The sequence below is a fragment of the Streptomyces sp. NPDC001816 genome, assembly GCF_042892235.1.
GTDB lineage: Bacteria > Actinomycetota > Actinomycetes > Streptomycetales > Streptomycetaceae > Streptomyces.
Genome location: NZ_JBIATY010000003.1, coordinates 1 through 21,116 on the forward strand (window position 1 = coordinate 1; position 21,116 = coordinate 21,116).

19 protein-coding genes, 1 other RNA gene and 4 pseudogenes are annotated in these 21,116 nt (G+C 70.0%); 12 read left to right on the forward strand and 12 right to left on the reverse strand.

Annotation, left to right across the window (positions count from 1 at the left end; translation table 11 throughout):
- Together ACFYZZ_RS10965 and ACFYZZ_RS10970 are read right to left on the reverse strand one after the other, a co-directional pair.
- A partial coding sequence (locus ACFYZZ_RS10965) for an amino acid adenylation domain-containing protein (protein ID WP_389173746.1) occupies window positions 1-3,326 on the reverse strand: 3,326 nt, incomplete at its 3' end.
- 60 nt (window positions 3,327-3,386) lie between these two features.
- Entirely contained in the window at window positions 3,387-3,605 is a 219-nt protein-coding gene (locus tag ACFYZZ_RS10970) for an MbtH family protein (protein ID WP_389173748.1), read from the reverse strand.
- Between the two features lie 186 nt (window positions 3,606-3,791).
- On the opposite strand from ACFYZZ_RS10970, the gene ACFYZZ_RS10975 reads away from it, so the two are divergent.
- The 5 genes from ACFYZZ_RS10975 to ACFYZZ_RS10995 all read left to right on the forward strand — a co-directional run bounded on the left by ACFYZZ_RS10975 (window position 3,792) and on the right by ACFYZZ_RS10995 (window position 7,222).
- Complete coding sequence (locus ACFYZZ_RS10975) at window positions 3,792-4,160, forward strand: ArsR/SmtB family transcription factor (protein ID WP_389173750.1); 369 nt, start codon at window positions 3,792-3,794, stop codon at window positions 4,158-4,160.
- Complete coding sequence (locus ACFYZZ_RS10980) at window positions 4,157-4,426, forward strand: hypothetical protein (RefSeq protein ID WP_389173752.1); 270 nt, start codon at window positions 4,157-4,159, stop codon at window positions 4,424-4,426. The genes ACFYZZ_RS10975 and ACFYZZ_RS10980 overlap by 4 nt, the downstream gene beginning before the upstream one ends.
- 121 nt (window positions 4,427-4,547) lie before the next feature.
- Window positions 4,548-5,048, forward strand: coding sequence for a hypothetical protein (locus ACFYZZ_RS10985; RefSeq protein ID WP_389173754.1), 501 nt, complete (start codon window positions 4,548-4,550; stop codon window positions 5,046-5,048).
- A gap of 14 nt (window positions 5,049-5,062) precedes the next feature.
- A complete protein-coding gene (locus ACFYZZ_RS10990; RefSeq protein ID WP_389173756.1) occupies window positions 5,063-5,773 on the forward strand; it encodes a DUF4097 family beta strand repeat-containing protein in 711 nt (236 codons plus the stop codon).
- A gap of 381 nt (window positions 5,774-6,154) precedes the next feature.
- Window positions 6,155-7,222 carry a hypothetical protein gene (locus tag ACFYZZ_RS10995; protein ID WP_389173757.1) on the forward strand — a complete coding sequence of 356 codons (1,068 nt, stop codon included), beginning with the start codon at window positions 6,155-6,157 and terminating at the stop codon, window positions 7,220-7,222.
- Window positions 7,223-7,877: 655 nt separating this feature from the next.
- Here ACFYZZ_RS10995 and ACFYZZ_RS11000 read toward each other — a convergent pair.
- Window positions 7,878-8,219 (reverse strand): annotated as a pseudogene (locus ACFYZZ_RS11000) (AMP-binding protein); the annotation flags it as partial.
- Between the two features lie 72 nt (window positions 8,220-8,291).
- Between ACFYZZ_RS11000 and ACFYZZ_RS11005 the strand changes: the two are divergent.
- The 4 genes from ACFYZZ_RS11005 to ACFYZZ_RS11020 all read left to right on the forward strand — a co-directional run bounded on the left by ACFYZZ_RS11005 (window position 8,292) and on the right by ACFYZZ_RS11020 (window position 10,303).
- Complete coding sequence (locus ACFYZZ_RS11005) at window positions 8,292-8,654, forward strand: ArsR/SmtB family transcription factor (RefSeq protein ID WP_389173759.1); 363 nt, start codon at window positions 8,292-8,294, stop codon at window positions 8,652-8,654.
- A 2-nt stretch (window positions 8,655-8,656) separates the two neighbouring features.
- Window positions 8,657-8,926, forward strand: a complete 270-nt coding sequence (locus ACFYZZ_RS11010) for a hypothetical protein (protein ID WP_389173761.1) — start codon at window positions 8,657-8,659, stop codon at window positions 8,924-8,926.
- A gap of 127 nt (window positions 8,927-9,053) precedes the next feature.
- Window positions 9,054-9,479 (forward strand): hypothetical protein, encoded by a 426-nt coding sequence (locus ACFYZZ_RS11015; protein ID WP_389173763.1) that lies wholly within the window; start codon window positions 9,054-9,056, stop codon window positions 9,477-9,479.
- Window positions 9,480-9,592: 113 nt separating this feature from the next.
- Window positions 9,593-10,303: a DUF4097 family beta strand repeat-containing protein gene (locus ACFYZZ_RS11020; RefSeq protein WP_389173765.1), complete on the forward strand. Its 711-nt coding sequence runs from the start codon at window positions 9,593-9,595 to the stop codon at window positions 10,301-10,303.
- 75 nt (window positions 10,304-10,378) lie between these two features.
- On the opposite strand, the gene ACFYZZ_RS11025 is transcribed toward ACFYZZ_RS11020, so the two are convergent.
- From ACFYZZ_RS11025 to ACFYZZ_RS11055, 7 genes and pseudogenes are all read right to left on the reverse strand, one after another.
- Window positions 10,379-12,307, reverse strand: coding sequence for a BTAD domain-containing putative transcriptional regulator (locus ACFYZZ_RS11025; RefSeq protein WP_389173767.1), 1,929 nt, complete (start codon window positions 12,305-12,307; stop codon window positions 10,379-10,381).
- Between the two features lie 337 nt (window positions 12,308-12,644).
- Window positions 12,645-13,360, reverse strand: a pseudogene (locus tag ACFYZZ_RS11030) (transposase); the annotation flags it as partial.
- A gap of 48 nt (window positions 13,361-13,408) precedes the next feature.
- Window positions 13,409-13,813: RNase P RNA component class A (gene rnpB, locus ACFYZZ_RS11035), an RNA gene on the reverse strand.
- A gap of 118 nt (window positions 13,814-13,931) precedes the next feature.
- Window positions 13,932-14,711: pseudogene (locus tag ACFYZZ_RS11040) on the reverse strand (DMT family transporter); the annotation flags it as partial.
- A 26-nt stretch (window positions 14,712-14,737) separates the two neighbouring features.
- A complete protein-coding gene (locus ACFYZZ_RS11045) occupies window positions 14,738-15,556 on the reverse strand; it encodes an AraC family transcriptional regulator (RefSeq protein ID WP_389173769.1) in 819 nt (272 codons plus the stop codon).
- Window positions 15,490-15,672: a hypothetical protein gene (locus tag ACFYZZ_RS11050; protein WP_389173771.1), complete on the reverse strand. Its 183-nt coding sequence runs from the start codon at window positions 15,670-15,672 to the stop codon at window positions 15,490-15,492. The genes ACFYZZ_RS11045 and ACFYZZ_RS11050 overlap by 67 nt, the downstream gene beginning before the upstream one ends.
- A 208-nt stretch (window positions 15,673-15,880) precedes the next feature.
- Entirely contained in the window at window positions 15,881-16,501 is a 621-nt protein-coding gene (locus tag ACFYZZ_RS11055; protein ID WP_389173773.1) for a TetR/AcrR family transcriptional regulator, read from the reverse strand.
- Window positions 16,502-16,549: 48 nt separating this feature from the next.
- Between ACFYZZ_RS11055 and ACFYZZ_RS11060 the strand changes: the two genes are divergently transcribed.
- The gene (locus ACFYZZ_RS11060) at window positions 16,550-18,154 is read left to right on the forward strand and encodes an FAD-dependent monooxygenase (protein ID WP_389173775.1); all 1,605 of its coding nucleotides are present in this window, start codon (window positions 16,550-16,552) and stop codon (window positions 18,152-18,154) included.
- A 13-nt stretch (window positions 18,155-18,167) separates the two neighbouring features.
- Here ACFYZZ_RS11060 and ACFYZZ_RS11065 read toward each other — a convergent pair.
- Window positions 18,168-18,290: pseudogene (locus ACFYZZ_RS11065) on the reverse strand (hypothetical protein); the annotation flags it as partial.
- Window positions 18,291-18,359: 69 nt separating this feature from the next.
- On the opposite strand from ACFYZZ_RS11065, the gene yaaA reads away from it, so the two are divergent.
- Window positions 18,360-19,142, forward strand: a complete 783-nt coding sequence (gene yaaA, locus ACFYZZ_RS11070; RefSeq protein WP_389173777.1) for a peroxide stress protein YaaA — start codon at window positions 18,360-18,362, stop codon at window positions 19,140-19,142.
- 97 nt (window positions 19,143-19,239) lie between these two features.
- Window positions 19,240-19,905 (forward strand): bifunctional 4-hydroxy-2-oxoglutarate aldolase/2-dehydro-3-deoxy-phosphogluconate aldolase, encoded by a 666-nt coding sequence (locus ACFYZZ_RS11075; protein WP_389175708.1) that lies wholly within the window; start codon window positions 19,240-19,242, stop codon window positions 19,903-19,905.
- On the opposite strand, the gene ACFYZZ_RS11080 is transcribed toward ACFYZZ_RS11075, so the two are convergent.
- The gene (locus ACFYZZ_RS11080; RefSeq protein WP_389173780.1) at window positions 19,877-21,112 is read right to left on the reverse strand and encodes a bifunctional RNase H/acid phosphatase; all 1,236 of its coding nucleotides are present in this window, start codon (window positions 21,110-21,112) and stop codon (window positions 19,877-19,879) included. The genes ACFYZZ_RS11075 and ACFYZZ_RS11080 overlap by 29 nt on opposite strands.
- Between the last annotated feature and the right edge of the window lie 4 nt (window positions 21,113-21,116).

A 21,116-nucleotide genomic window follows, 5' to 3' on the forward strand; every position in this document is an offset into this window, starting at 1 on the left:
GCCCGCGCATCCAACTCCGCGAACGACAAACACCCATCAACACCCACCACAGCCGGCGCATCCGGCGACACCCCAACCTGCCGCTCCACCAACTCCCGTACAGAGACGGCCTCAGTCTCGGCGCGTGGGCCGGTAGCCCACTCGGCAAGCCGGCCGCGCTCTTCCTGCGTCAGGAGGTCGAACCCGTCCAAGCGGCTGTGCGGCCGGGCGGCGAAGGCTTCCAGCAGGCGTACGTAGCGGGCGGCGATCCGCTCGACGGTGGCGCGCTCGAACAGCGAGGTGGCGTATTCGAAGCTGCCGGCGAACGAGCCATCGGGCTGCCGCTTCATGTAGAGCGTCAAGTCCGTCTTGGCAACGCTCAGCGCCTTCTGGACGACGCTCATGTCCTCGGCGGCCTCCACTGCCCCGGCTGCCTCCGCCGAACCGCCGAAGAGCTCGTCGTGCAGGTCGAAGGCGGCCTGGTAGAGCGGCGTGCGAGACAGGTCGCGCTCGGGCTCCAGGGCCTCCACCAGGCGCTCGAAGGGAAGCGTCCCGTGGGCGAAGGCATCGCGGCAGACATCACGGACACGCTGGACGGCCTCGGCGAAGTCCAGGCTGCCGTCGAGTCGGCAGCGCAGCACGAGGCTGTTGAGGAAGAAGCCGACCACGCCCTCCAGCTCGGGCCGGTCACGGCCTGCCGTGGGGGTGCCCACCGGAATGTCCCACTGGCCGGTGTGCCGGGCCAGGAGGGTGGCGTAGGCGGTGAGCAGGGTCATGAACGGCGTCGCACCGTGCTGCCGGCCGAGAGTCGCGAGGTTCTCGGCGACGGTGGCGGGAACGGTGAAGGGGACGCTGTCGCCGAGGGAGTCCCGCACGGGCGGGCGCTGCCGGTCGGTGGGGAGCGCCAGCGGCTCGATGCCGTCGAGGACCTGTCGCCAGTGGGTGAGTTCGGCGTCCACCACCTCGTCGGTGAGCCGCTGCCGCTCCCACACGGCGTAGTCGGCGTACTGGACGGAAAGGGGCGGGAGTTCACTGTCGCGGTCGGCGGCGCGGTCGGTGAGAAGGCGGCGCAGTTCGCGCTCCAGGACACCGGAGGACCAACCGTCGGAAGCGATGTGGTGCAGGGTGAGGAGCAGGCCGTCCTGTTCGTCCGGCAGCCGGACCAGCAGGGCCCGGGCCACGGGTCCGATGGTCAGGTCGAAGCCATGGCTCAGTTCTTCGCGCAGCGTCGCGGTGAGGTCCGCCCGGGTGGTCTCGACAGTGCGTATCGGCATGGTGCCGTCGGTGGCCGGGATCTGTACCGGCTCGCCATCGACGGCGGCGTACGTGGTGCGCAGCACTTCGTGCCGGGCGACAAGGACGTCGAGGCAGTGTCGTACGGCGTCGGCATCCAGGCCCCTGGGGACGCGCAGCCACAGGCCGGTAACCCATTCGGGGCTGCGGGGTGCCATGCGGTCGAGGAACCACAGGCGTCGCTGGCCGAAGGACAGCGGCAGGGCGGCGCCGTCGCGGGGGGCCGGGAGGACCGAGCGGTCGGCCGTGCCTTCGGGGGCGATGAGCCGGGCCTGGGCCTCGATGGTGGTGGCGGTGAGCAGAGCCCGCAGCGGGATGGTCATGCCCGAGGCGGCGCGCAGCTTGTTGGCGAGGCGGGTCAGCTGGAGGGAGGAGCCGCCGAGCTGGAAGAAGTCGTCGAGGACGCCGAGTCCGTCATCGTCCTGCCCCGTGTCCGTACCGAGGATGTCGCGCCAGGCGGCGGCGACGGTGTGCTCGGCGGAGGTGCGGGGCGGGACGCGCGTGGGTCGTCCGGTGGCGGGCGCCTGGTCGGGGGCGGGCAGCGCGGCGCGGTCGATCTTGCCGCTGGCGGTGAGGGGGAAGGCATCGAGCTGGATGAAAAGGGACGGCAGATGGGTCTCGGGAAGCCGGCCGCGCAGGAAGGCGCGCAGCCCGGTGGGGTCGAGAGGGCCGTCGTGGCGCACGTAGGCGACGAGGCGTGCCGTGCCGTCGGTCTTGACCGCGGTGACGGCGCAAGCCTGGACACCGGGGTGGGCGAAGAGGGCGGCCTCGATCTCCGCGGGCTCGATGCGGACGCCGTTGACCTTGACCTGGTGATCGACGCGGTCGACGTACTCCAGGGTGCCGTCTGGGCGCCAACGGACGAGGTCACCGGTCCGGTACAGGCGGGCGCCGGGGCGGCCGAAGGGGTCGGGGACGAAGCGGTCGGCGGTCAGCCCGGGGCGGCCGAGGTAGCCGCGGGCGACGCCCGCGCCGCCCAGGTGGAGTTCACCGGTGACGCCGATGGGCGCGGGCATGCCGTAGAGGTCGAGGACGAGGGCCTGGGTGTGGTGGATGGGGCGGCCGATGGGTACGGAGCCAACAGTCTGGGCGGAGTCGACGCGGTGCTCGGTGGCGTTGACCGTGCACTCGGTGGGGCCGTAACTGTTCCAGACCTCGACGTCGGTCCGCTGGAGCAGCCGCTGGACGAGTTCGGCGTGCAGGGGTTCGCCGCCGGAGAGGACCATGCGCAGCGCGGTGCAGTCCGCCCAGGCGGGTTCCTCGATCAGGAGCCTGAGGACGGAGGGCACGACCTGCAGGACGGTGATGTCGTGTACGGCGACGGCACGGACGAGGGCCGCGGGGTCGCTCTCGGCTCCGTGAGGTGCCATGACGACGGTGCCGCCGGCGATCAGCGGGGCGAACAGCTCCCAGCACGAGGCGTCGAAGGTAAGGGTGGTCTTCTGCAGGACGCGGTCGGTGTCCGTGAGCTGGTGGGTGCCGGCCATCCAGCGGTTGAGGTTGGCTACGCCCGCGTGACTGACGACGACGCCCTTGGGCCGGCCGGTGGTGCCGGAGGTGTACAGCACGTAGGCGGTGTTCTGCGGCCCCACGGCGGAGACGGGGGGATCCGTGGGATGGGCGGCGACCTGCTCGCGGACGGCCTCGATGACGAGGGGGCGGGCCGTGGTGCCGAGTACGGCGTCGGCGGACGCCTCGTCGGTGAGGACGAGGGCCGCTCCGGTGTCTTTCAGGACCCACTCGGTCCGCTGCCGGGGGTGCCCAGGGTCAAGGGGTACGTAGCCGGCGCCCGCCTTCCAGATGCCGAGCAGGGCCGCCAGCAGGTCGGTGCCGCGCCGCATACAGACGGCGACGAGTGTTTCCGGTCCCGCGCCGCTGTCCCGCAGAAAGTGAGCCAACTGATTGGCCCGTGCGTCCAGTTCGGCGTAGCTCAGCGCGGTCTCACCTGAGATGACCGCCGTGCGTGCGGGCGAGGCCGCGGCCTGGCCGGCGATGAGTACGTGAGTGAGCGCGTTCTCGTCGGAGAAGTCGCCCGACTGCGGCTCAGGGGACATGGCGTTCCTTTGCATGATCAGCGGCGGTGAGCGGGGAAAGCGGTGCGGGACCGGGGCAGGTCAGGCGGCGGCCTGCTCCTGCATGCGGCGGCGCAGGCTCAGCGGACGCATGTCGGTCCAGATGATGTCGATGTGGGCGAGGCACTCCTCTCGAGTGCCCTCCTTGCCCTCGGCACGCCAGCCGGCCGGCAGATCCCTGTCGGTCCACCAAATCGAGTACTGCTCCTCGTCGTTGAGCACGACGCGGTAGGTGCGGTCGTCGATCCGCTCTTCAGCCATGGAAAGAACTCCTCGCAGGATTCGTAGGTGGGGCGATTCACTCACCCCACCCCTGCAGGGCGGCATACCAGCCCTATACGGGCCCCATATCCGGCACTTGGCCTCCACCCCGGGCGGTCAGTCGCCAAGGCCCCACCGACAACAGGGCGTTGCTCGACGATCTAGCACCTGCTAACTTCTCTTGGCATGAGCAAGGGGAACGCCGCGACGACCGGTGTGACCGGCGATGAACTGGTGCGGGTCGTGGCGGCACTGTCGAACCCGCACCGCCTGCGGGTCGTGGCTGCTGTCGCCCGGCAACGCAACTATGTGAGCCGGCTCGCACGGGAGCTGGGCATCAGCAGGGCATTGCTGCAGATCCACCTTCGTAAGCTGGAATCAGCAGGGCTCGTCTCCGCCAAGCTCGAACTCTCCGAGGACGGCAAGGCGATGAAGTTCTATGAGACGACGCACTTCGACTTCCACCTCACACCGCAGAGCATCGCGATCGCTGCCGAAACGCTGCACATCGAGGGCGCGTCGGACGGTGAAAGCAATCAGAAGGAGCAGCTGTGACGTTCTATGATCCGGACGCTATTGTCTGGACTCTCGGATCGCTTGTCCTCATCGCGCCGGTACTGATCGTGGCCATACGCCAATCAGGAGCCACGGCACGAGCCAAGGCCCAGCTGGCACGGGAGCGGGAATACCAGCGGCTGACCGAACTGTCCGTGACCGCCCAGGAACTCACGGACCAGAAGCTCGGTGAGATCGCCGAGCAGCTTGCGACCATCAGTGCGCGCGTAACCTCGGTGGAACGGTCCCTCAAGGAGATCGAGTAGAAACCCCGTAAAAAATCTGGGTCGCCGGGCGGCCACCCGACGACCCAGGTCAGAGAAACACGCATCTTCACCCCGGGAGGAATCCCGTCAAGCGCATCTCTCCGCGAAGGGAGAGCAGTTCGTGCTGCTCAAGAGCAAGTCCACCGACGACGGCTTCGCCGGCACCGATGTGAGGGAACTGTCCCTCCCGCTCAGCGGCTGGTCCCTGCGGATCGGCCGGAGCGACGAAAGGCGTACCTCGCTGGCAGTTTACGACAGCGCGGGCAACTGCGTGGATGCCATGGCCTCGTCCTTCCTCGCACCCACGTTGCTGCGCGATGCGTGGCACGGTGAACGAGACGGGCAGCACTGGACCGTCGCCTGGGGGAAGGTTCCCAGCCACGTCGAGGACGTGCATGTCGCCTTCCGGCAGACGCGGCGGGTACTGCCGGTCCCGCCGATCATCATCGCCAACCGCTTCTGGGTCGCCGAGACCACCGGTCGCTTCAAACACGTCGCGGCCTTCGCCGACGGATCGTCCTGGCGCCTGAGGGCGCGTGCGAGCCGGCCGGCGGCCGGTTCGCGGCCTTCGGCACTCTCTCCCCGACAGCCTCGTCCCATCACCGCTTCCAGCACAGCATGAGGAACTCCACTGCCATGACGACCAAGCCGCAATCCCTCCGTATCACCGGCGGAGCGAAGGTGGCCGCGCTGTGCGCGGTCGCCGCCTCCCTGCTGACTGCCTGCTCCTTGACGCCGCCCAAGACTGGTGAAGAGTCGTACGACGTCACTGAGAAGATCACGTCGCTGCGCGTCGACGACTATGCGGGATCCATCGAGGTCGTCGGTGGCAACGGCGACACTGTCAAGGTCACCGAGAAGTATGAGTACAGCGATGGCAAACCGCAGACCGAACACTCTGCCAAGAGCGGGGAATTGCTGCTGAAGAACTCCGGCTGCGGCTCCGGCGCCGACAAGTGCGGCGTGAAGTACATCGTAGAGGTGCCCGCGTCGACCTCCACCCATCTCACGCTCGGCGGTGGCGAGATCACCGTCCGCGGATTGTCCGGTGCCACCTACGCGAAGTCCGAGGGCGGTTCCGTGCAGGTCTCGGAGTCCGGCGCCAAGGCGGTAACCGCCCTCGTGGACGGGGGCGACGCCTCCGCGTCCTTCTCCGCCGTCCCCGACCGGGTGAGGGTGGAGTCCGGCGGAGGCGACGTCACTGTCCGCCTGCCCCAGGGCACGTACGACGTGGACGCGAAGACCGAAGGCGGGGATCGCAAGGTCTCCGTGAAGACCGGCCCGGATTCCCCGCACAAGATCAAGGCCCACACCGATGGCGGAGACGTCAGCGTCCTGTCCGCCTGATGACGTCCCCGTAACCCCCGGCGGGGATGACCCCGCGGCTGGGCCCTCGACCGGGCTCAGCCGCGGGCGGTCGCGGCCAGCGGCAGAAGACCACCGCCGGTCGGGCGCGCCAAGCCGCACTCAAGGGGGAGGCCGATGCCGCCGACGCAACGGCTCCATGCCCCATTACATGAAATCGCAATTCCCCGCCACGAACCGATCATTGGGCCTGACCAGGAGACGCGAAGATCATATATTGATCGATCGGTTCACTCCCGGGGCGTTGTCGGGGCAGCAGGAGTTCCACACCGAACGGGGTCGCCATGGCTGCCGTATGGGGCGGATATAGGGCAGCCACCAATGCTTGCGCGGAACACATTTGTGCTCTGCAAAGGATGTCTGATGCCGAACAAGCAACGCATTGCCACCTCCCTCCTCGCCGCAGCACTGACCGCGACCGGTGCTGCGGCCCTCGCTCCCGCCGCCCAGGCGACCCCGGCCGCGCAGACCGGCGGGGCGGCCTGCAGCTACCGGCAGCCCACGTACCTGCCAGTGGGCCAGGGCGTCACCGCCGGCACCGTCGCCGCCCTAGCCAAAAAGGATGTCTACGCCGGCACAGTCGAGGTCCCGGACGGCTCCAGCTCCGCGAAGACGCACGCCGCGCTGTGGACCGGGGGAAAGTACACCGACCTCGGCACCGTGGCGGACGCCGAGGACGGCCTCTGGGTCCGGGGCGTCAACAGCAACGGCACCGTGGTCGGCGGGGCCATGAAGGTCACCGGCCACACCGAGGGCTGGCCGCAGACCGAGAACTACCCCGTCCGCTCCCGTGACGGCAAGCTCGAGCGACTTCCCGTTCCCGCCGGGGCACACGACGTCATCGCGACGGCCGTCACGGAGCGGGGGGACATCTACGGCTACGGGTACGGTGCCGACGACAACAACTACACCAAGGTGTACATGTGGCCCGCCGACAAGCCCGGCACGGTGGTCGAGCCCACCGGCTTCCCGCGCGGCAGCGAGGTGGAAGGCGTCGATGCCGACGGCACTGTCGCCGTCACCGCAGTTTCCAACCCCGAGGGCACCTGGCGCCCGTACATTTGGAAGGACGGCGTCGCCAAAACCCTGCCACTCCCCTCCGGTGCGCCGAACGCCAGCATTTCGGCGATCTCCAACGGCCGCGTCGTGGGCCACGGCCTCACCGCCGACTTCGGCTACTTCGCCGTCCTGTGGGACAAGGATGGCAGGGTCAAGAAGCTGCCGGGTGGCACGAACGCCACCGCCATCAACACGGATGGCCTGATCCTCGGCACCGGCAAGACCAACCTCTGGCAGCTCACCCGGGCCAAGCCCGCCCTCACCGGCGCGGGTTCGCTCACCGCCGTCGCCGCCGATTCCACGATCACCGGCTCTGCTCCGGCCGTGGGCAGCAAGTCCGCCAACTTCCCGGCCGTCTGGCGCTGCAGCTGACGACGGGACCCAGCACAAACCTTCTCCAAGGGGGGAGGCGCCACCGGGGGCTGGGTGCATGACGCGACCGCTGCCGCCGCAAGGGCTCCATGCGGTGCCCCGACAAGGGAGCGCCCCGCGTCAGGCGCAACGCCGACGGCCGACGCAGCGGCGGTGGTGCGCGCACCGTACTCCACGGGCGCCTGTGCGGCCGAGTCTTCGGTGAGCACCATCCGGTGCGCGTCCTGCAGCAGCCCGCCCGGCCCCAGACCCATGCCGCTCACCAGCAGCCGGCAGTAGTCCTGATACGCCTCCAGCGCCTCCACGCGCGGCCGGAGAGCGCCAGGCGCGGCACTGTGCGGTCTGCCCTGCCGTCCTCCTCGACCAGCCGCCGCAGGGTGGAGGGGACGACCTGGAGGACGGTGGTGCCGTGGTCGGCAGCAGCGCGGCGGGGTCGCGTTCAATGCCGTGCCGGGACATGACGCCGGTGGCACCGGCGATCAGCGGAGCGAAGAGTTCTCAGCAGGACGCGTCCAACGTCAGGGGCGTCTTCTGCAGGACACGGTTGCCGCCGGCGAGGGAGCGGATGTCGGCCATCCAGCGGCTGAGGTTGGCGACGGCTACGTGGCTCACCACCACTCCCTTGGGCTGCCCGCTGGTTCAGGAGGTGCACAGGACGTGGGGGGTGTTCGCCGGGTCGGCGGCGGAGTCGAGGGCTGAACACCAGACCGGCACCGGTGGCGTCGAGGACCCACGCGGTGCGCTGCCAGGGGCGGTCTGGGGCGAGGGGCACGTAGGCTGCGCCGGCCTTCCAAACGCCGAGCAGCGCGACCATCAGGTCGGGTTCGCGTCGTCGGCACACCGCGACCGGAGTCTCCGGTCGAGCGTCGCTGTCCCGCAGGAACCGCGTCAACTGGTGGGCCCAGCCGTCCAGTTCCGCACCCCTGGCCGAGAACTCCTCGTGGATTGCGTATGCACTCTGTATCGCACCCCACCAGTGTTGTTGACGTACCGTCACGCGGTTCCTTCAGGCCGAAAACCACCTCCTGGCGTTGATCTACCTTCCTGGCACCTGCTAACTTCTGTTGGCATGAGCAAGGGGGACGGTGCGACCTCCGGTCTGACCGGGGACGACCTGGTGCGGGTCATGGCGGCGCTCTCCAGCCCGCATCGCCTGCGGGTCGTGGCTGCCGTCGCCCAGCAACGGAACTATGTGAGCCGTCTCGCGCGGGAGCTGGGCATCAGCCGGGCGCTGCTGCAGATCCATCTGCGCAAGCTGGAAGCCGCCGGGTTGGTGTCCGCGAAGCTCGAACTCTCCGAGGACGGCAAGGCGATGAAGTTCTACGAGTCGACGCCCTTCGCCATCCACCTCACCCCGCAGAGCATCGCGACCGCTGCCGAGACACTGCATATCGAGGGCGCGTCAGACGATGAAAGTCACCAGAAGGAGTAACAGTGAGGCTCTACGACCCGGACACCGTCGTCTGGACGCTGGGCGCCCTCGTCCTTGTCGTCCCGGTGATCATCGTGGCCATTCGCCAGTCCGGCGCCACGGCTCGAGCGAAGGCGAAGCTGGCCCGTGAGCAGGAATACCAACGGCTGACCGAACTCGCCGTGAGCACCCAGCAACTAACGGACCACAAGCTCGCTGAGATCAGCATCACGCTCGCGGACATCAGCAAGCGGGTGGCATCGATGGAGCGTGCCCTCAAGGAAATCGAGTAAGCCGAAGACCAGTGAACGAAAACTGGGCCGCCGGGCTGCCACCCGACGACCCAGAACAGAGAGCAACGCGTCCTGGCCCCAGGACAGATCCTGTCGAACGCATCTCTCCGCGAAGGGAGAGCAGTTCATGCTGCTCAAGAGCAAGTCCATCGACGACGGCTTCGCCGGCACCGATCTGCGCGAACTGTCCCTGCCACTCAGCGGCTGGTCCCTGCGGATCAGCCGACGCGACCGGGGACGGGCCACGTTGGCAGTTTACGACACCGAAGGAAGCTGCGTCGACGCGATGGTCTCCTCGTTCCTCGCACCAACGCTGCTGCGCGATGCGTGGTGGGGCGAACGCGACGACCAGTGCTGGACCCTGGCATGGGGCAAGGTTCCGGACAACGTCCAGGACGTGCGTGTCGCGTTCCGGCAGTCACGCCGGTGCCATCCGGTTCCGCCCGTCATCATCGCGGAGCGCTTCTGGGTGGCCGAAACAACAGGCCGTTACCGGCACGTCGCCGCGTTCACGGATCGCTCTTCCTGGCGCCTGATGTCCCGCGCGGCCTGACCGACGCCTCGGACACCTGCGCCGCCCTTCTCATCGTCCACAAGACACCGGCCCATTCGCGGTCCGCAGACAACACCCGTCTGTGTCCAGCAGAGAAAAGGACCACCTTTCCGATGACCAAGCCGCTCTCCCGCCGCCTCGCGACCGCAGCGACGAAGGCCGCCCTGTGCGCGGCCACCGCCTCGGTTCTCCTGACGGGCTGTTCGAACCAGTCCAAGACCGACCAGTCGTCGTACGACATCAAGGGCACGATCACCTCCTTGCGGGTCGACGACTACGCGGGGGCCATCGAAGTTGTGCCCGGCACCGGCAGCGCCGCCAAGGTCACCGAGAAATACGAGTACACCGACGGCCGGCCGCAGACCACGCACTCTGTCAACGGCGGCGAACTGGTACTGAAGAATTCCGGGTGCGGCTCGGACGCCGACAAGTGCTCGGTGCGCTACCGCGTGGAGGTTCCGGCGAACGCCGCCACCCACCTGACACTCGGCGGCGGCGACATCACCGTCCGGGGCCTGTCGGGCACCACCTACGCCAAGTCGGAAGGCGGTTCGGTGGAGGTCACCGACTCCTCCGCCAAGGCCGTCACGGCGAGTGTGGGCGGCGGCGACGTCACCGCATCCTTCACGGGCGTGCCGGACAAGGTGGACGCGAGCACGGAGGGCGGCGACGCCACCGTCCGGCTGCCGCAGGGTACGTACGCCGTGGACGCCACCACCGAAGGTGGCCATCGCGCGGTTGACGTGAAGGCCGACTCCTCCTCCCCGCACAAGGTCAGGGCACACACAGAAGGCGGCGACGTCAGCGTGGAGGCCACTGGCTGAAAGCCACAGGCTGGCCGACACCGGCGTGGCAGGTGCGGCCGAACCGGAGGAGTGCTCCGGCTCGGCCGCTCCGGGTCAGGCGAAAATCGGCAGCCGGACCCCGGTCTGGCAATCCAGGGATGTGCCGGCCGTGGGGCGCCAGCCGGGGACGGCAACGACGGGACCGCCGGGCATGTCTCCGGCCGTCGACGCCAGTTCGGTGGCGAAAGTCCAGGTCAGCCGATGCAGCCGATAGCAGCCGGGCGGGGCGTCGGCAATGCCGAGAAGATGAGCGTCGACGAGTTCGTCGACGAGGTTCTGGGTCTCCTCCACCGAGCACCCGATCGCCCTGGCCGCACGCGTCAGGGAGAACGGCGCGGTACCGAGCGCGGACAGGGACACCAAGGCCCGCTGCGCCTCGTCGGGGAGCGCCCGGTAACTCTCCTGCAAACCCGCTCTGACCTCGCGGTCCCCGAGCGTGAACTCGTCCAGCACGGCCTGCCGACCGGTGAGGCGGGCGGCGAGGCGGGCGAGCGACCAGTGCGGCCGGGCCGCGAGCCGGGCGCCGCTGATCCGGAGGGCGAGCGGATGGCCGGCACACTGCTCCAGGACCGTGGATACGGCCCCCGGCTCCGCGGCCATCCGGGCCTCGCCGACGATACGGCTCAGCAACTGACGCGACTCGTCGTCCGACAGCTCGTGTAGATCGAGGGAGTGAACGCCCTCCACAGCGGCCAGCCGGCCACGAGCGGTGATCAGCACACCACAGCCGGAGGTGCCCGGAAGCAGCGGTCGGACCTGCTCCGCGGCGGTCGCGTTGTCGACGACGACGAGCAGCCTGCGGTCGGACACCCGGCTGCGGTAGAACCGGGCCAGATCCTCCTGGCTGTCCGGCATGACAGCGTTGCCAACCCCCAGCGTGTGGAGCAAGTCGCGCAGCACCTGCGTGGGTTCGGCCGCGGCCCCGCCCTGCGCCAGATCGATGTGGATCTGGCCGTCCGGATACTGTCCGCGCAGCCGGTGTGCCACGTACAGCGCCAGTGCCGTCTTGCCGATCCCCGGCATGCCCTGGATCGCGCACACCGGCGGGGCTCCCTCTGACAGACCAGGGGCCGTCATCCAATCGCACAGGGCCTCGACCTCGGCCGCACGTCCCGTGAAGTCCACTGGTGCCGGGGGCAGTTCAGCCGGCCGGACGGACAATGGCACCCAGGGGTCGGCAGGCTCCGCGACGCGGATGCCGGGTTGAGCCATCGGTGTGCCACGCGCAGCGGTCCGAGCCGGTTGGGGCGCGCCGGGGTCCCCATTGAGCACCATGTGGTGGGCATCCTGCAACTGTGCGCCGGGATCCAGTCCCAGGTCGTTGACCAGCAGCTCCCGATAGTCGTGGTAGACCCCCAGTGCCTCAACTCGGCGGCCGGCGCGGTGCAGCGCACGCATGAGCTGGGTGCGGGGTCGTTCCCGGTGCGGATGCTCGGCCACCAGGGCCATCAGCTCCGCGATCACCTCACCGTGCCGTCCGAGTTCCAGGTCGGCGTCGATCCTGTCCTCCAGGACGACCAGTCGCGCTTCCTCTAACCTCGGTACCTCCACGGCGGCAAGGTACTCGCTCACCCCCGCGAGCGCGGGCCCCCGCCACAGGGCGAGCGCCGCCGTGAAGTGGGCTGACGCCTCCTCCGGACGGTTGGCCGCCACGGCGTTGCGCCCCAGGCCGGTCAGCCGCTCGAACTCCAGCAGGTCGACGCTGTGCCCCCCTCTGCTGATTCGGTATCCGGGGCGCTGTCGGTCGATTCGAACCTCAGGTCCGAGCAGGCGGCGCAGCCGGGAGGCGTACGTCTGTATCTGTGCCTGCGCAGTGGCCGGCGGAGCATCACCCCACAGCAAGTCCGCCAGGACGCTGTCGGACACCACACGCCCTCGTGAAAGAAGCAGCGCAGCCAGTACGCTGGTGATTTTCGAACCCCGTAGCTCCACCTCCCTGTCTTGACTCCAAGCCCGTATCGGCCCGAGGACAAGGAATTTCATTTCTTCCCCCAAGGCGAGAGCACCCGTCCGAACGCGGTGGCGTCCCCAAGGGCTCGCGCAACAGAAATTGAAAAGGCAACGGGTCAAGTCGCCCCAAGATCGTGTAGCCAGATCCTATAGCAGCTCGATGCATGTATCACGCACAGGTCGGCCCAAGTTTTCCTATCACACACAGGTCGGCCAAGTTTTCCGCACATCTCAGTCCTGCCGGCATCCTGCCGCTATACGCCGCCTGTATTCCACCAATATCCGGCCCGCGAACGACCCATGACGCCCTGTTCCGTCCGAGATCATGGGCAACCCAGCCGCCCCCGCAACCCGGTACCCTCTCGCCTCGCCGGCTTCGCAGCTCGAGGGCGGCGAGCGCCTCGCCCGCCGTGTTGGTGGCGAAGCAAGGCAATCGCATACCGCCGGCGTCGGTGAAGCGTGACTGGGCACCGGGGTGCCGTCGTTCCTTGCGTACGATCAGCCGCAGCCCCCTCGGCCGGCCCGTGAGGCAGTCGCCGGCGACTTCGGCGGCCCAGGCGCCGTCACGGACGTCGCCGTCGGGTTCCACGGCCGGTGTCCAAGCCGAGGCCGGGACCTTCCAGACGGCCTGGTGGATGGCGTCGGTGATGGTCATGCCGACCAAGTACGACAGCCACCTTCCGCGCCGGGCGGGCCAGACGACGAACTCATGAGGCCGCCGCCGGAGTCGGTACGGATGTACGGATGAACGTCCACCGGCCGCGCCCCAACCGCTTCAGCAGCTGAGCCAGGGCCGGCTTGGGTGCCTCGATGTGTTCGGCGAGGTGTTGGAGCCCGCGTTGCGGGGGGGGCCGCAGGTCGGCCCGCGACCGGCTCGCCGGACCCACCGCGGCCGTGGTCGGCGAACCCCGTCAGCGGGTGGTGCCCGAGCGTCTTCTTCCAGGTCGCGGCGGCGTCCTGCTTCCCAGAGTTGGCCGGGACGAGGACGCCATCGATGTCGACATACTGTCGCGTCGCTCTTGTGCCCACGCTGCAACGGACACCACATCCCGCCTCACGGGACGGTCGCAGAGCCGCCTGCTGAGACCGACGGAACTATCAAGGCCCTTTCTCAGGCAAAGCCGCAGGTAGCGGCAGACGAGTCGGGCTGTACGCCGGGTTCTGTTCCGAGGGGTTCTCGCGAACCTCTCGGCGACGGCCATCCATCTAGGACCGACGTTGCCGTCGGCCTCGTGCGGTCTACCCGCGGACTCGGGCGGGCAGCCCTCGAACGTCCGCGCAGAGCGCGTTTTACGGCGCTCCTCTTGACCTTGCTCCGGGTGGGGTTTACCTAGCTGCCCAGGTCACCCTGGGCACTGGTGGTCTCTTACACCACCGTTTCACCCTTACCGAGGGCCGAAGCCCCCGGCGGTTTGCTTTCTGTGGCACTGTCCCGCGGGTCACCCCGGGTGGCCGTTAGCCACCACCCTGCCCTGTGGAGCCCGGACGTTCCTCGGGAAGCCCCCTAGGGGGACTCCACGCGGCCGTCCGCCCGGCTCGTCTGCCGTGTCGACCATGGTACCGGGCGTGCGGGGCGGCGTGGGCCGGCGGTCGCCGTGGCCAGTACCGAGCCCGCCAGGATCAGGGTGAAGGCGACCAGGATGCCGGAGGTCAGCGGCTCGTTCAGGAACAGGGCTCCCGCCGCCACCGCCACCGCCGGGTTGACGTACGTGATGACTGTGGAGCGGGTCGGGCCGACCTCCTTGATCAGTTCCAGGAAGGCCACGAAGGCCAGTGCCGTGCAGATGACGCCCAGGCCGGCGAGGGAGGCCAGGACCTGGCCAGACGGTACGGCGGACGGCCAGGTGGCCGCTGCCGCGGGGGCGTAGACCAGGGCGGCCAGGGTCAGGCACGGGGCCGTGAGCTGGAGGGTGGGGACGTCCTTCAGCCACCGCGCGGCTATCAGCGGGGCCGTCGCATAGCCGAGGACGGTCAGCAGGACCTCGCCGAGCGAGCGCGCGTCGCCGCCGGTGAGGTGGGGAACGGTGAGGACCGCCACGCCGGAGAGGCCCAGGGCCAGGCCCGCGACCCGTCGCACGCCGAGGCGTTCCGTGTCGCCGAAGAAGCGGGCGAGGAGGACTCCGACTATCGGTACGCCCGCGATCAGCAGACCCGCCGTGGAGCTGGACAGGTGCCGTTCGGCGTCGGTGAGGGTGAACCACGGGCCGATGATCTCGATGCACGCGAAGGCCAGCATGGGACGCCAGTGAGCGCGGACGACCCTGATCAGGTCGCCCTGGCGGATCGCGAACGGGAGCAGGAGGAGCGCGCCGAGCGCACAGCGCGTGAACACCACCATGGCGGGGGACAGGTCGCCCACCGCCACCTTGATCATCAGATAGGGAATGCCCCAGACCACTCCCATCAGGGAGAACAGGAACCAGCCGCGTGCAGTCATGGGGTCGAGTTTCGGTCGTCCCCGCGTCAGGTGTCTTGAACGCTGTTGCGGTACGCCGCCGGGGTCACCCCCAGTACGCGGCGGAACCAGCGGGTGAGGTGCGCCTGGTCCGCGAAGCCCACCAGGCCCGCCACCTCGGCCGGGCGCAGTCCGGCCTCCAGCAGGGTGCGTGCCCGTGTCACTCGGTACTGGGCCAGCCAGGCGTACGGCGGTACCCCCATCGTCGTACGGAAGGCTCGTAGGAGCTGGTAGCGGGAGAGGCCTAGGTCGGCTGCGAGGAGGGAGAGGGAGGGTGGGGCCGTCAGTTCGTCTGCCAGGCGGTCGCGGACCGTCAGGGCCAGGGTGGCGGCGCCTGGGATGTGGTGCGCGATCGGTCTTGCCGTGGAGTGGCGGTGGGACAGGGCCGTCAGGAGCCAGGGGAGGCGGGATTCGACTTCCAGGGGGTCGGGGCACCTGCTGAGTTCCGTGTGGGTCACGCGCAGGACCCTGGCCAGTTCGGGGTCTTCCAGGAGTGGTTCGCGGAAGTGCGGGAGGGCGCCGACGGTGCCGTCCGCCAGCAGGGACGGCTCCGCGTACAGGGCTCGGTACGCGTAGCCGTCGGTGGGGGTGCCGGGGCCGCCGGTGTGCATCTCGCCCGGTTCGAGGACGACGATCGTGCCGGGGCCGGTGCGGATGTGGCCGCCGCGGTAGTCGATCACCTCGGAGCCGCCCACGCAGACGCCGATCGTGTACTCGTCGTGGGCGTGCGGGGCGTAGGTGTGCCGGTGGAAGTTCGCGGTCAGGAGGTCGAGCGGGGGGCCGCAACGACCCAGTCGCGCCCTCGTCCACAGCGCCTGTTCCGCCATCGCCCACTCCCCTGCCGTACTCCCTGCCAAGGGTGCAACGCCTTCAGGCCCCGCTTCCATGCCGCGTCCAGGTCGGCGTCTACCGGAAACCGGCCGTGGATCTCCAGGATCACCATGCCGTGGGCGAAGGCCCAGACGGCGCGGGCCAGGTCGAGGTCGCCGGCGCAGGCCCGCAGGAGTGGCAGGGCGGCCCGGTCTTCGAGGCCTTCGGGGAGTTCGGTGCGCGGGAGGGGTTGTTCCGTGGCCAGGCAGGACGGGCGGCACCGGGTAGCGCGGACACTCTCCCGGACACTCCGCCCCGACGCCTGTGGACCGGGGTGCCCCCTAGAAGACCGTCCGCTCCAGCGCGGCGAACGCGGCCTCCAGTCGGGCGCGGTGATCCTCCGCGACCTCCTCCACCGGATCCCCGGCCATCAGCCGGCGCGCCGAGGTGACGTACACCGTGCGGTACGCGGCGACCGTCAGGGCGGCGAGCAGGTACGGGTCGGCAACCTCCGTTTCGGCCAGGGCTGCGGCCAGGGCGGACTCGACCTCCTCGACCCCCTCGCGGGCACGGGCGCGCAGGGCCGGCGAGTCGATGACGACCCGCCAGAAGTGCACGAACCTCTCCGCCATGCCGCCCAACGGGTGCCGCTCGTCGAGGAGTTGGAGCGCGAGGCGGTGCAGGGCGGCCAGCGGGGGCTCGCCGGGGGTGCGGTCGCGTACGGCTGCGGCGAACAGTTCGGCCGCCTCGGGGATGCGGTCGAGGAACAGATCCTCCTTGCGCGGGAAGTAGTTGAAGACGGTCATGGTGGAGACGCCCGCCTCGCGGGCCACCTCGGCGACCGTCACCGCGTCGAAGCCGCGCTGTGCGAAGAGCAGCGTGGCGATGTCCGAGATCCGCTGCCGCGTCTCCCGCTTCTTGCGCTCCCTCAGAGAAGGCTCTGGACCCGGGCCCTTGTTCATGGCAAAAACTATAGCCGCTCGAAATTTTTAGTGACTACAGTGATGCCTATGACGGCGAACGAGAACATGACGACGACGGATTACGACGTGGTGGTGGCAGGCGCCGGGCCCGTGGGGCTCTTCCTCGGCTGTGAGCTGGGGCTCGGTGGAGCCCGGGTGCTGGTCGTGGAGCGGCTGACCGAGGTCGACGAGACGATCAAGGCGGGCGCGGTCAACGTCCCGAGCGCGGTGGCGTTCTACCGGCGGGGCCTGCTGCCGGAGATGGCGGCGGTGTGGGAGGCGGCACTGGAACGGATGCGCGCCTTCCGGAAGGAAGGCGGCGAAGGCGACCGGCCCCGCATGCCCCCCAAGTTCGCCGGGCACTTCGCCGGGATCATGATGGACCCCGAGTTGTTCGACGGCTCCGACCCGCTGTGGGCGGAGGTCGGCCCGGCCGCCGAGGCCGGTCTCGGTGTGCCGCAGGCCGAGCTGGAGCGGATCCTGGCCCGGCGGGCCGCACAACTCGGCATCGAGGTGCGCCGGGGCGTGGAGCTGACCGGCTTCACGGCGGATGCGGACGGGGACGCGGACGGGGTGACCGTACACATCCGTGATCGCGAGAGCGGACCCGAGGAGATCCGGGCCGGCTGGCTCGTAGGGTGCGACGGAGGTCGTTCCACCGTTCGCAAGCTCGCCGGGTTCGACTTCCCGGGTACGGACCCGGAGATCACCGGCTACCAGGCAGTGGTGGAGATGGCCGGCACCGAGCGGCTGGGCGCGGGCTGGAACACGACCGACGTGGGGACGTACGTCCACGGGCCCTTCCCGGGTCGCATCCTGAGCGTGGAGTTCGACGGGCCCCCGGCCGACCGGTCGGCGCCCGTCACCGCCGAGGAGCTGCAGGCCAGCCTGCGCCGGGTGTCGGGCGTACCGGAGGTGAGCATCACGAAGGTGGTCACGGCCACCCGGTTCACCGACAACGCACGCCAGGTCACCGACTACCGCAGGGGTCGGGTGCTGCTCGCGGGCGACGCGGCGCATGTGCACTCGCCGTTCGGCGGGCAGGGGCTCAACCTCGGCATCGGGGACGCGATGAACCTCGGATGGAAGCTCGCCGCCGTGGTGCGCGGCCGGGCGCCCGAGGCCCTGCTGGACACCTACACCGCGGAACGGCACCCGCTCGGCGCCTGGGTGCTCGACTGGACCCGCGCCCAGATCGCGCTGATGCGCCCCGACCGGCACGCCCGGGCCCTGCGCAAGGTGGTGACCGACATGGCTCTGACCACCACCGGCACCACCTACCTGGTCACGCAGATCTCCGGTGTCTGGCAGCGGTACGACCTGCCCGGCGACCACCCGCTGACCGGCCGCAGCGCCCCCGACCTGGAACTCGCCGACGGCACCCGGCTCGGCGAGCATCTGCACACCGGACGGGCCCTGCTGCTCGACCTCGCGGACGACTCCGAGCTGCGCGCCCGCGCCGCGGGGTACGGCGAGCGGTTGGACGTCCTGACCGTCGCCTGCCCCGGGCGGCCGGACCTGGCCGCGCTGTTCGTCCGGCCGGACGGGTTCGTGGCGTGGACGGCGGGCGGCCATGAGGACGGCAAGGCCCTGCCCGAAGTCCTGGAGCGCTGGCTCGGCGCACCCGCGGACGCCGCCCAGCCCGCCGCTTGACCCTGCCGCGACGTCAACGTCTGTACTGGTCCCATGCGGATTGGACTGTGAACAGGATCTTCGCCGTGCCCGGATCCGCTCGGGTGAGGCGGACCCGCAGGCGTTCGCCGAGCGGGAGGTGCTCGCCCTCGATCCGGCGTAGGTCGAAGGGGCTGGGGCAGCACCCCGTACCCTGGCGCAGAACCGGAGAGAAGGAGTACCACCCGTGCTTGTCCTGCTGCCGCCCTCGGAAGGCAAGGCGTCCTCGGGCCGTGGTGCCCCGCTGAAGCTGGAGTCGCTGTCCCTGCCGGGGCTGAGCGACGCGCGGGAGGCGGTGCTCGGGGAGCTGGTCGAGCTGTGCGCCGGTGACGAGGACAAGGCGCGTGAGGTGCTCGGGCTGAGCGAGGGGCTGCGCGGCGAGGTCGCGAAGAACGCCGGACTGCGCACGGCCGGGGCCCGGCCCGCCGGGGAGATCTACACGGGTGTGCTGTACGACGCCCTCGACCTGGCCTCCCTCGACGCGGCCGCGAAGAGGCGGGCCGCGCGGTCTGTGCTGGTGTTCTCGGGGCTGTGGGGCGCGGTGCGCGTCAACGACCGTATCCCTTCCTACCGGTGCTCGATGGGCGTGAAGCTGCCGGGGCTCGGGGCGCTGGGCGCCCACTGGCGCACACCGATGGCGTCGGTGCTGCCCGAGGCCGCGGGGGACGGGCTCGTCCTGGACCTGCGATCCGCCGCGTACGCGGCCGCCTGGAAGCCGAAGGGCGAGGTGGCCGGGCGTACGGCGACCGTACGGGTGCTGCACGCGCCGACCCGGAAGGTCGTCAGCCACTTCAACAAGGCGACGAAGGGGCGGATCGTACGGAGCCTGCTGTCTGCCGGAGCCGCACCGAAGGGGCCGGCCGAGCTGGTGGAGGCGCTGCGGGACCTCGGGTACGTCGTGGAGGTCCAGGCGCCGGCGAAGGCGGGGCAGGCGTGGGCGCTGGACGTGCTGGTGGAGGAGATCCACTGAGCCTTCTGAGCCTTCGCTGAGAGCCTTCACTGAAGGCATGTGGCTGGCGTTGCAATATATGCAACGTCCTTTGCGTACCCTGCATCGCGCCGGCAGGATGAGCGGCATGGCCTCGTCTGTGCTGGACCTCGCGCCCGTCGTGCCCGTCGTCGTCATCGAGGATGCCGCCGACGCCGTACCGCTCGCCCGTGCGCTGGTGGCCGGCGGGCTGCCCGCGATCGAGGTGACGCTGCGGACGCCGGCCGCGCTGGACGCGATCCGCGCGATCGCCGGTGAGGTGCCGGACGCAGCGGTCGGGGCGGGCACCGTGATCGTGCCGGAGCAGGTGGGCGCGTGTGTGGCGGCCGGGGCGCGGTTCCTGGTCAGCCCCGGGTGGACGGACGCGCTGCTGACGGCGATGCGGGCGTCCGGGGTGCCGTTCCTGCCGGGGGTGTCGACCACCTCGGAGGTGGTGGCACTGCTGGAGCGCGGGGTGCGGGAGATGAAGTTCTTCCCCGCGCAGGCCGCGGGCGGGACCGCCTATCTGAAGTCGCTGGCCGGTCCGCTGCCGCAGGCCCGTTTCTGTCCGACGGGCGGGATCGGACCCGCGACCGCGCCGGAGTATCTGTCCCTGCCCAACGTCGGCTGTGTGGGCGGGAGTTGGATGGTCCCGGCGGAGGCGGTGGCCGCCGGGGACTGGGACCGGATCGAGGAGCTGGCGCGGGCCGCCGCCGGGCTCAGGGACGCAGGTGGGCTCAGGGACGCAGGTGGGACGTGTCGTTGAACAGCCGCACGCTCGCGTTGCCGTCCGCGTAGTACGCCACCGCCGACAGGGAGGCGGCGGAGAGTTCCATGCGGAACAGCGACTCGGGCGGGGCGCCCAGGGCGAGGCGGACGAGGGTCTTGATCGGGGTGACGTGCGTGACCAGCAGGACCGTGCGGCCGGCGTAGGCCGCGACCAGCTTCTCCCTGGTGGCCTCCATCCGGGTGGCGGTCTCCGCGAAGCTCTCGCCGCCGCCGGTGGGGTGGGCCTCGGGGTCGGCGAGCCAGGCGTTCAGGTCGTCCGGGTGGCGCTCGCGGACCTCGCCGAAGGTGAGGCCTTCCCAGGCGCCGAAGTCGGTCTCCCGCAGGCCTTCTTCGATCGTGACGTCCAGGCCCAGGCGGGCGGCGACGATGCCGGCGGTCTCGCGGGTGCGGGCGAGGGGGGAGGCGAGGATCGTCTGGATCGTGCCTCGTCTGGCGAGTGCCTCTGCTGCTCGGTGGGCCTGCTCGCGGCCTGCGGCCGAGAGGGAGGGGTTGGTGCCGCCGCTGCCGGAGAAGCGTTTCTGGGGGGTGAGAGGGGTTTCGCCGTGGCGGAGGAGGACGAAGGTGGCGGGGGCGCCCATGTCTGGGGCCGCGCTCCAACCCGGGGTTGAGGGGTGCTGCTCGGTGGAGGTCGCGGTGCTTTCCCCTCCGGTGCTGGAAAGGTGCTGCTCGCTGGGAGGTGCCGCTGCGCCCACCCGTGCCGCCCCAGCGGCACGACTGCCCGCAGCTACGTCGGCTGCCAGGGCAGCCCTGGACTCCGACGGGGACCACTGGCCGCCCTTGGATCCCGCGTCCATGGCCTCGTTGGCCAGGCGGTCGGCGTGTTTGTTCTGTTCGCGGGGGATCCACTCGTAGGTGATCCGGTCCGCGGGGAAGACCCGGCCCGCCTCCGCCGCGAGAGGCTTCATGGAGGGGTGCTTGATCTTCCAGCGGCCCGACATCTGCTCGATGACGAGCTTGGAGTCCATGCGGACGTGGATCCGGGCGGTGGGGTCGAGGTCGTGCGCGGCGCGCAGGCCGGCCAGCAGGCCCCGGTACTCGGCCACGTTGTTCGTGGCGATGCCGATGTACTCCGCGGTCTCCGCCAGGGCCTCCCCCGTCGCCGCGTCGATCACCACGGATCCGTAGCCCGCGGGCCCCGGGTTGCCCCGCGACCCGCCGTCGGCCTCGACGATGAACTCCCGCACCGCC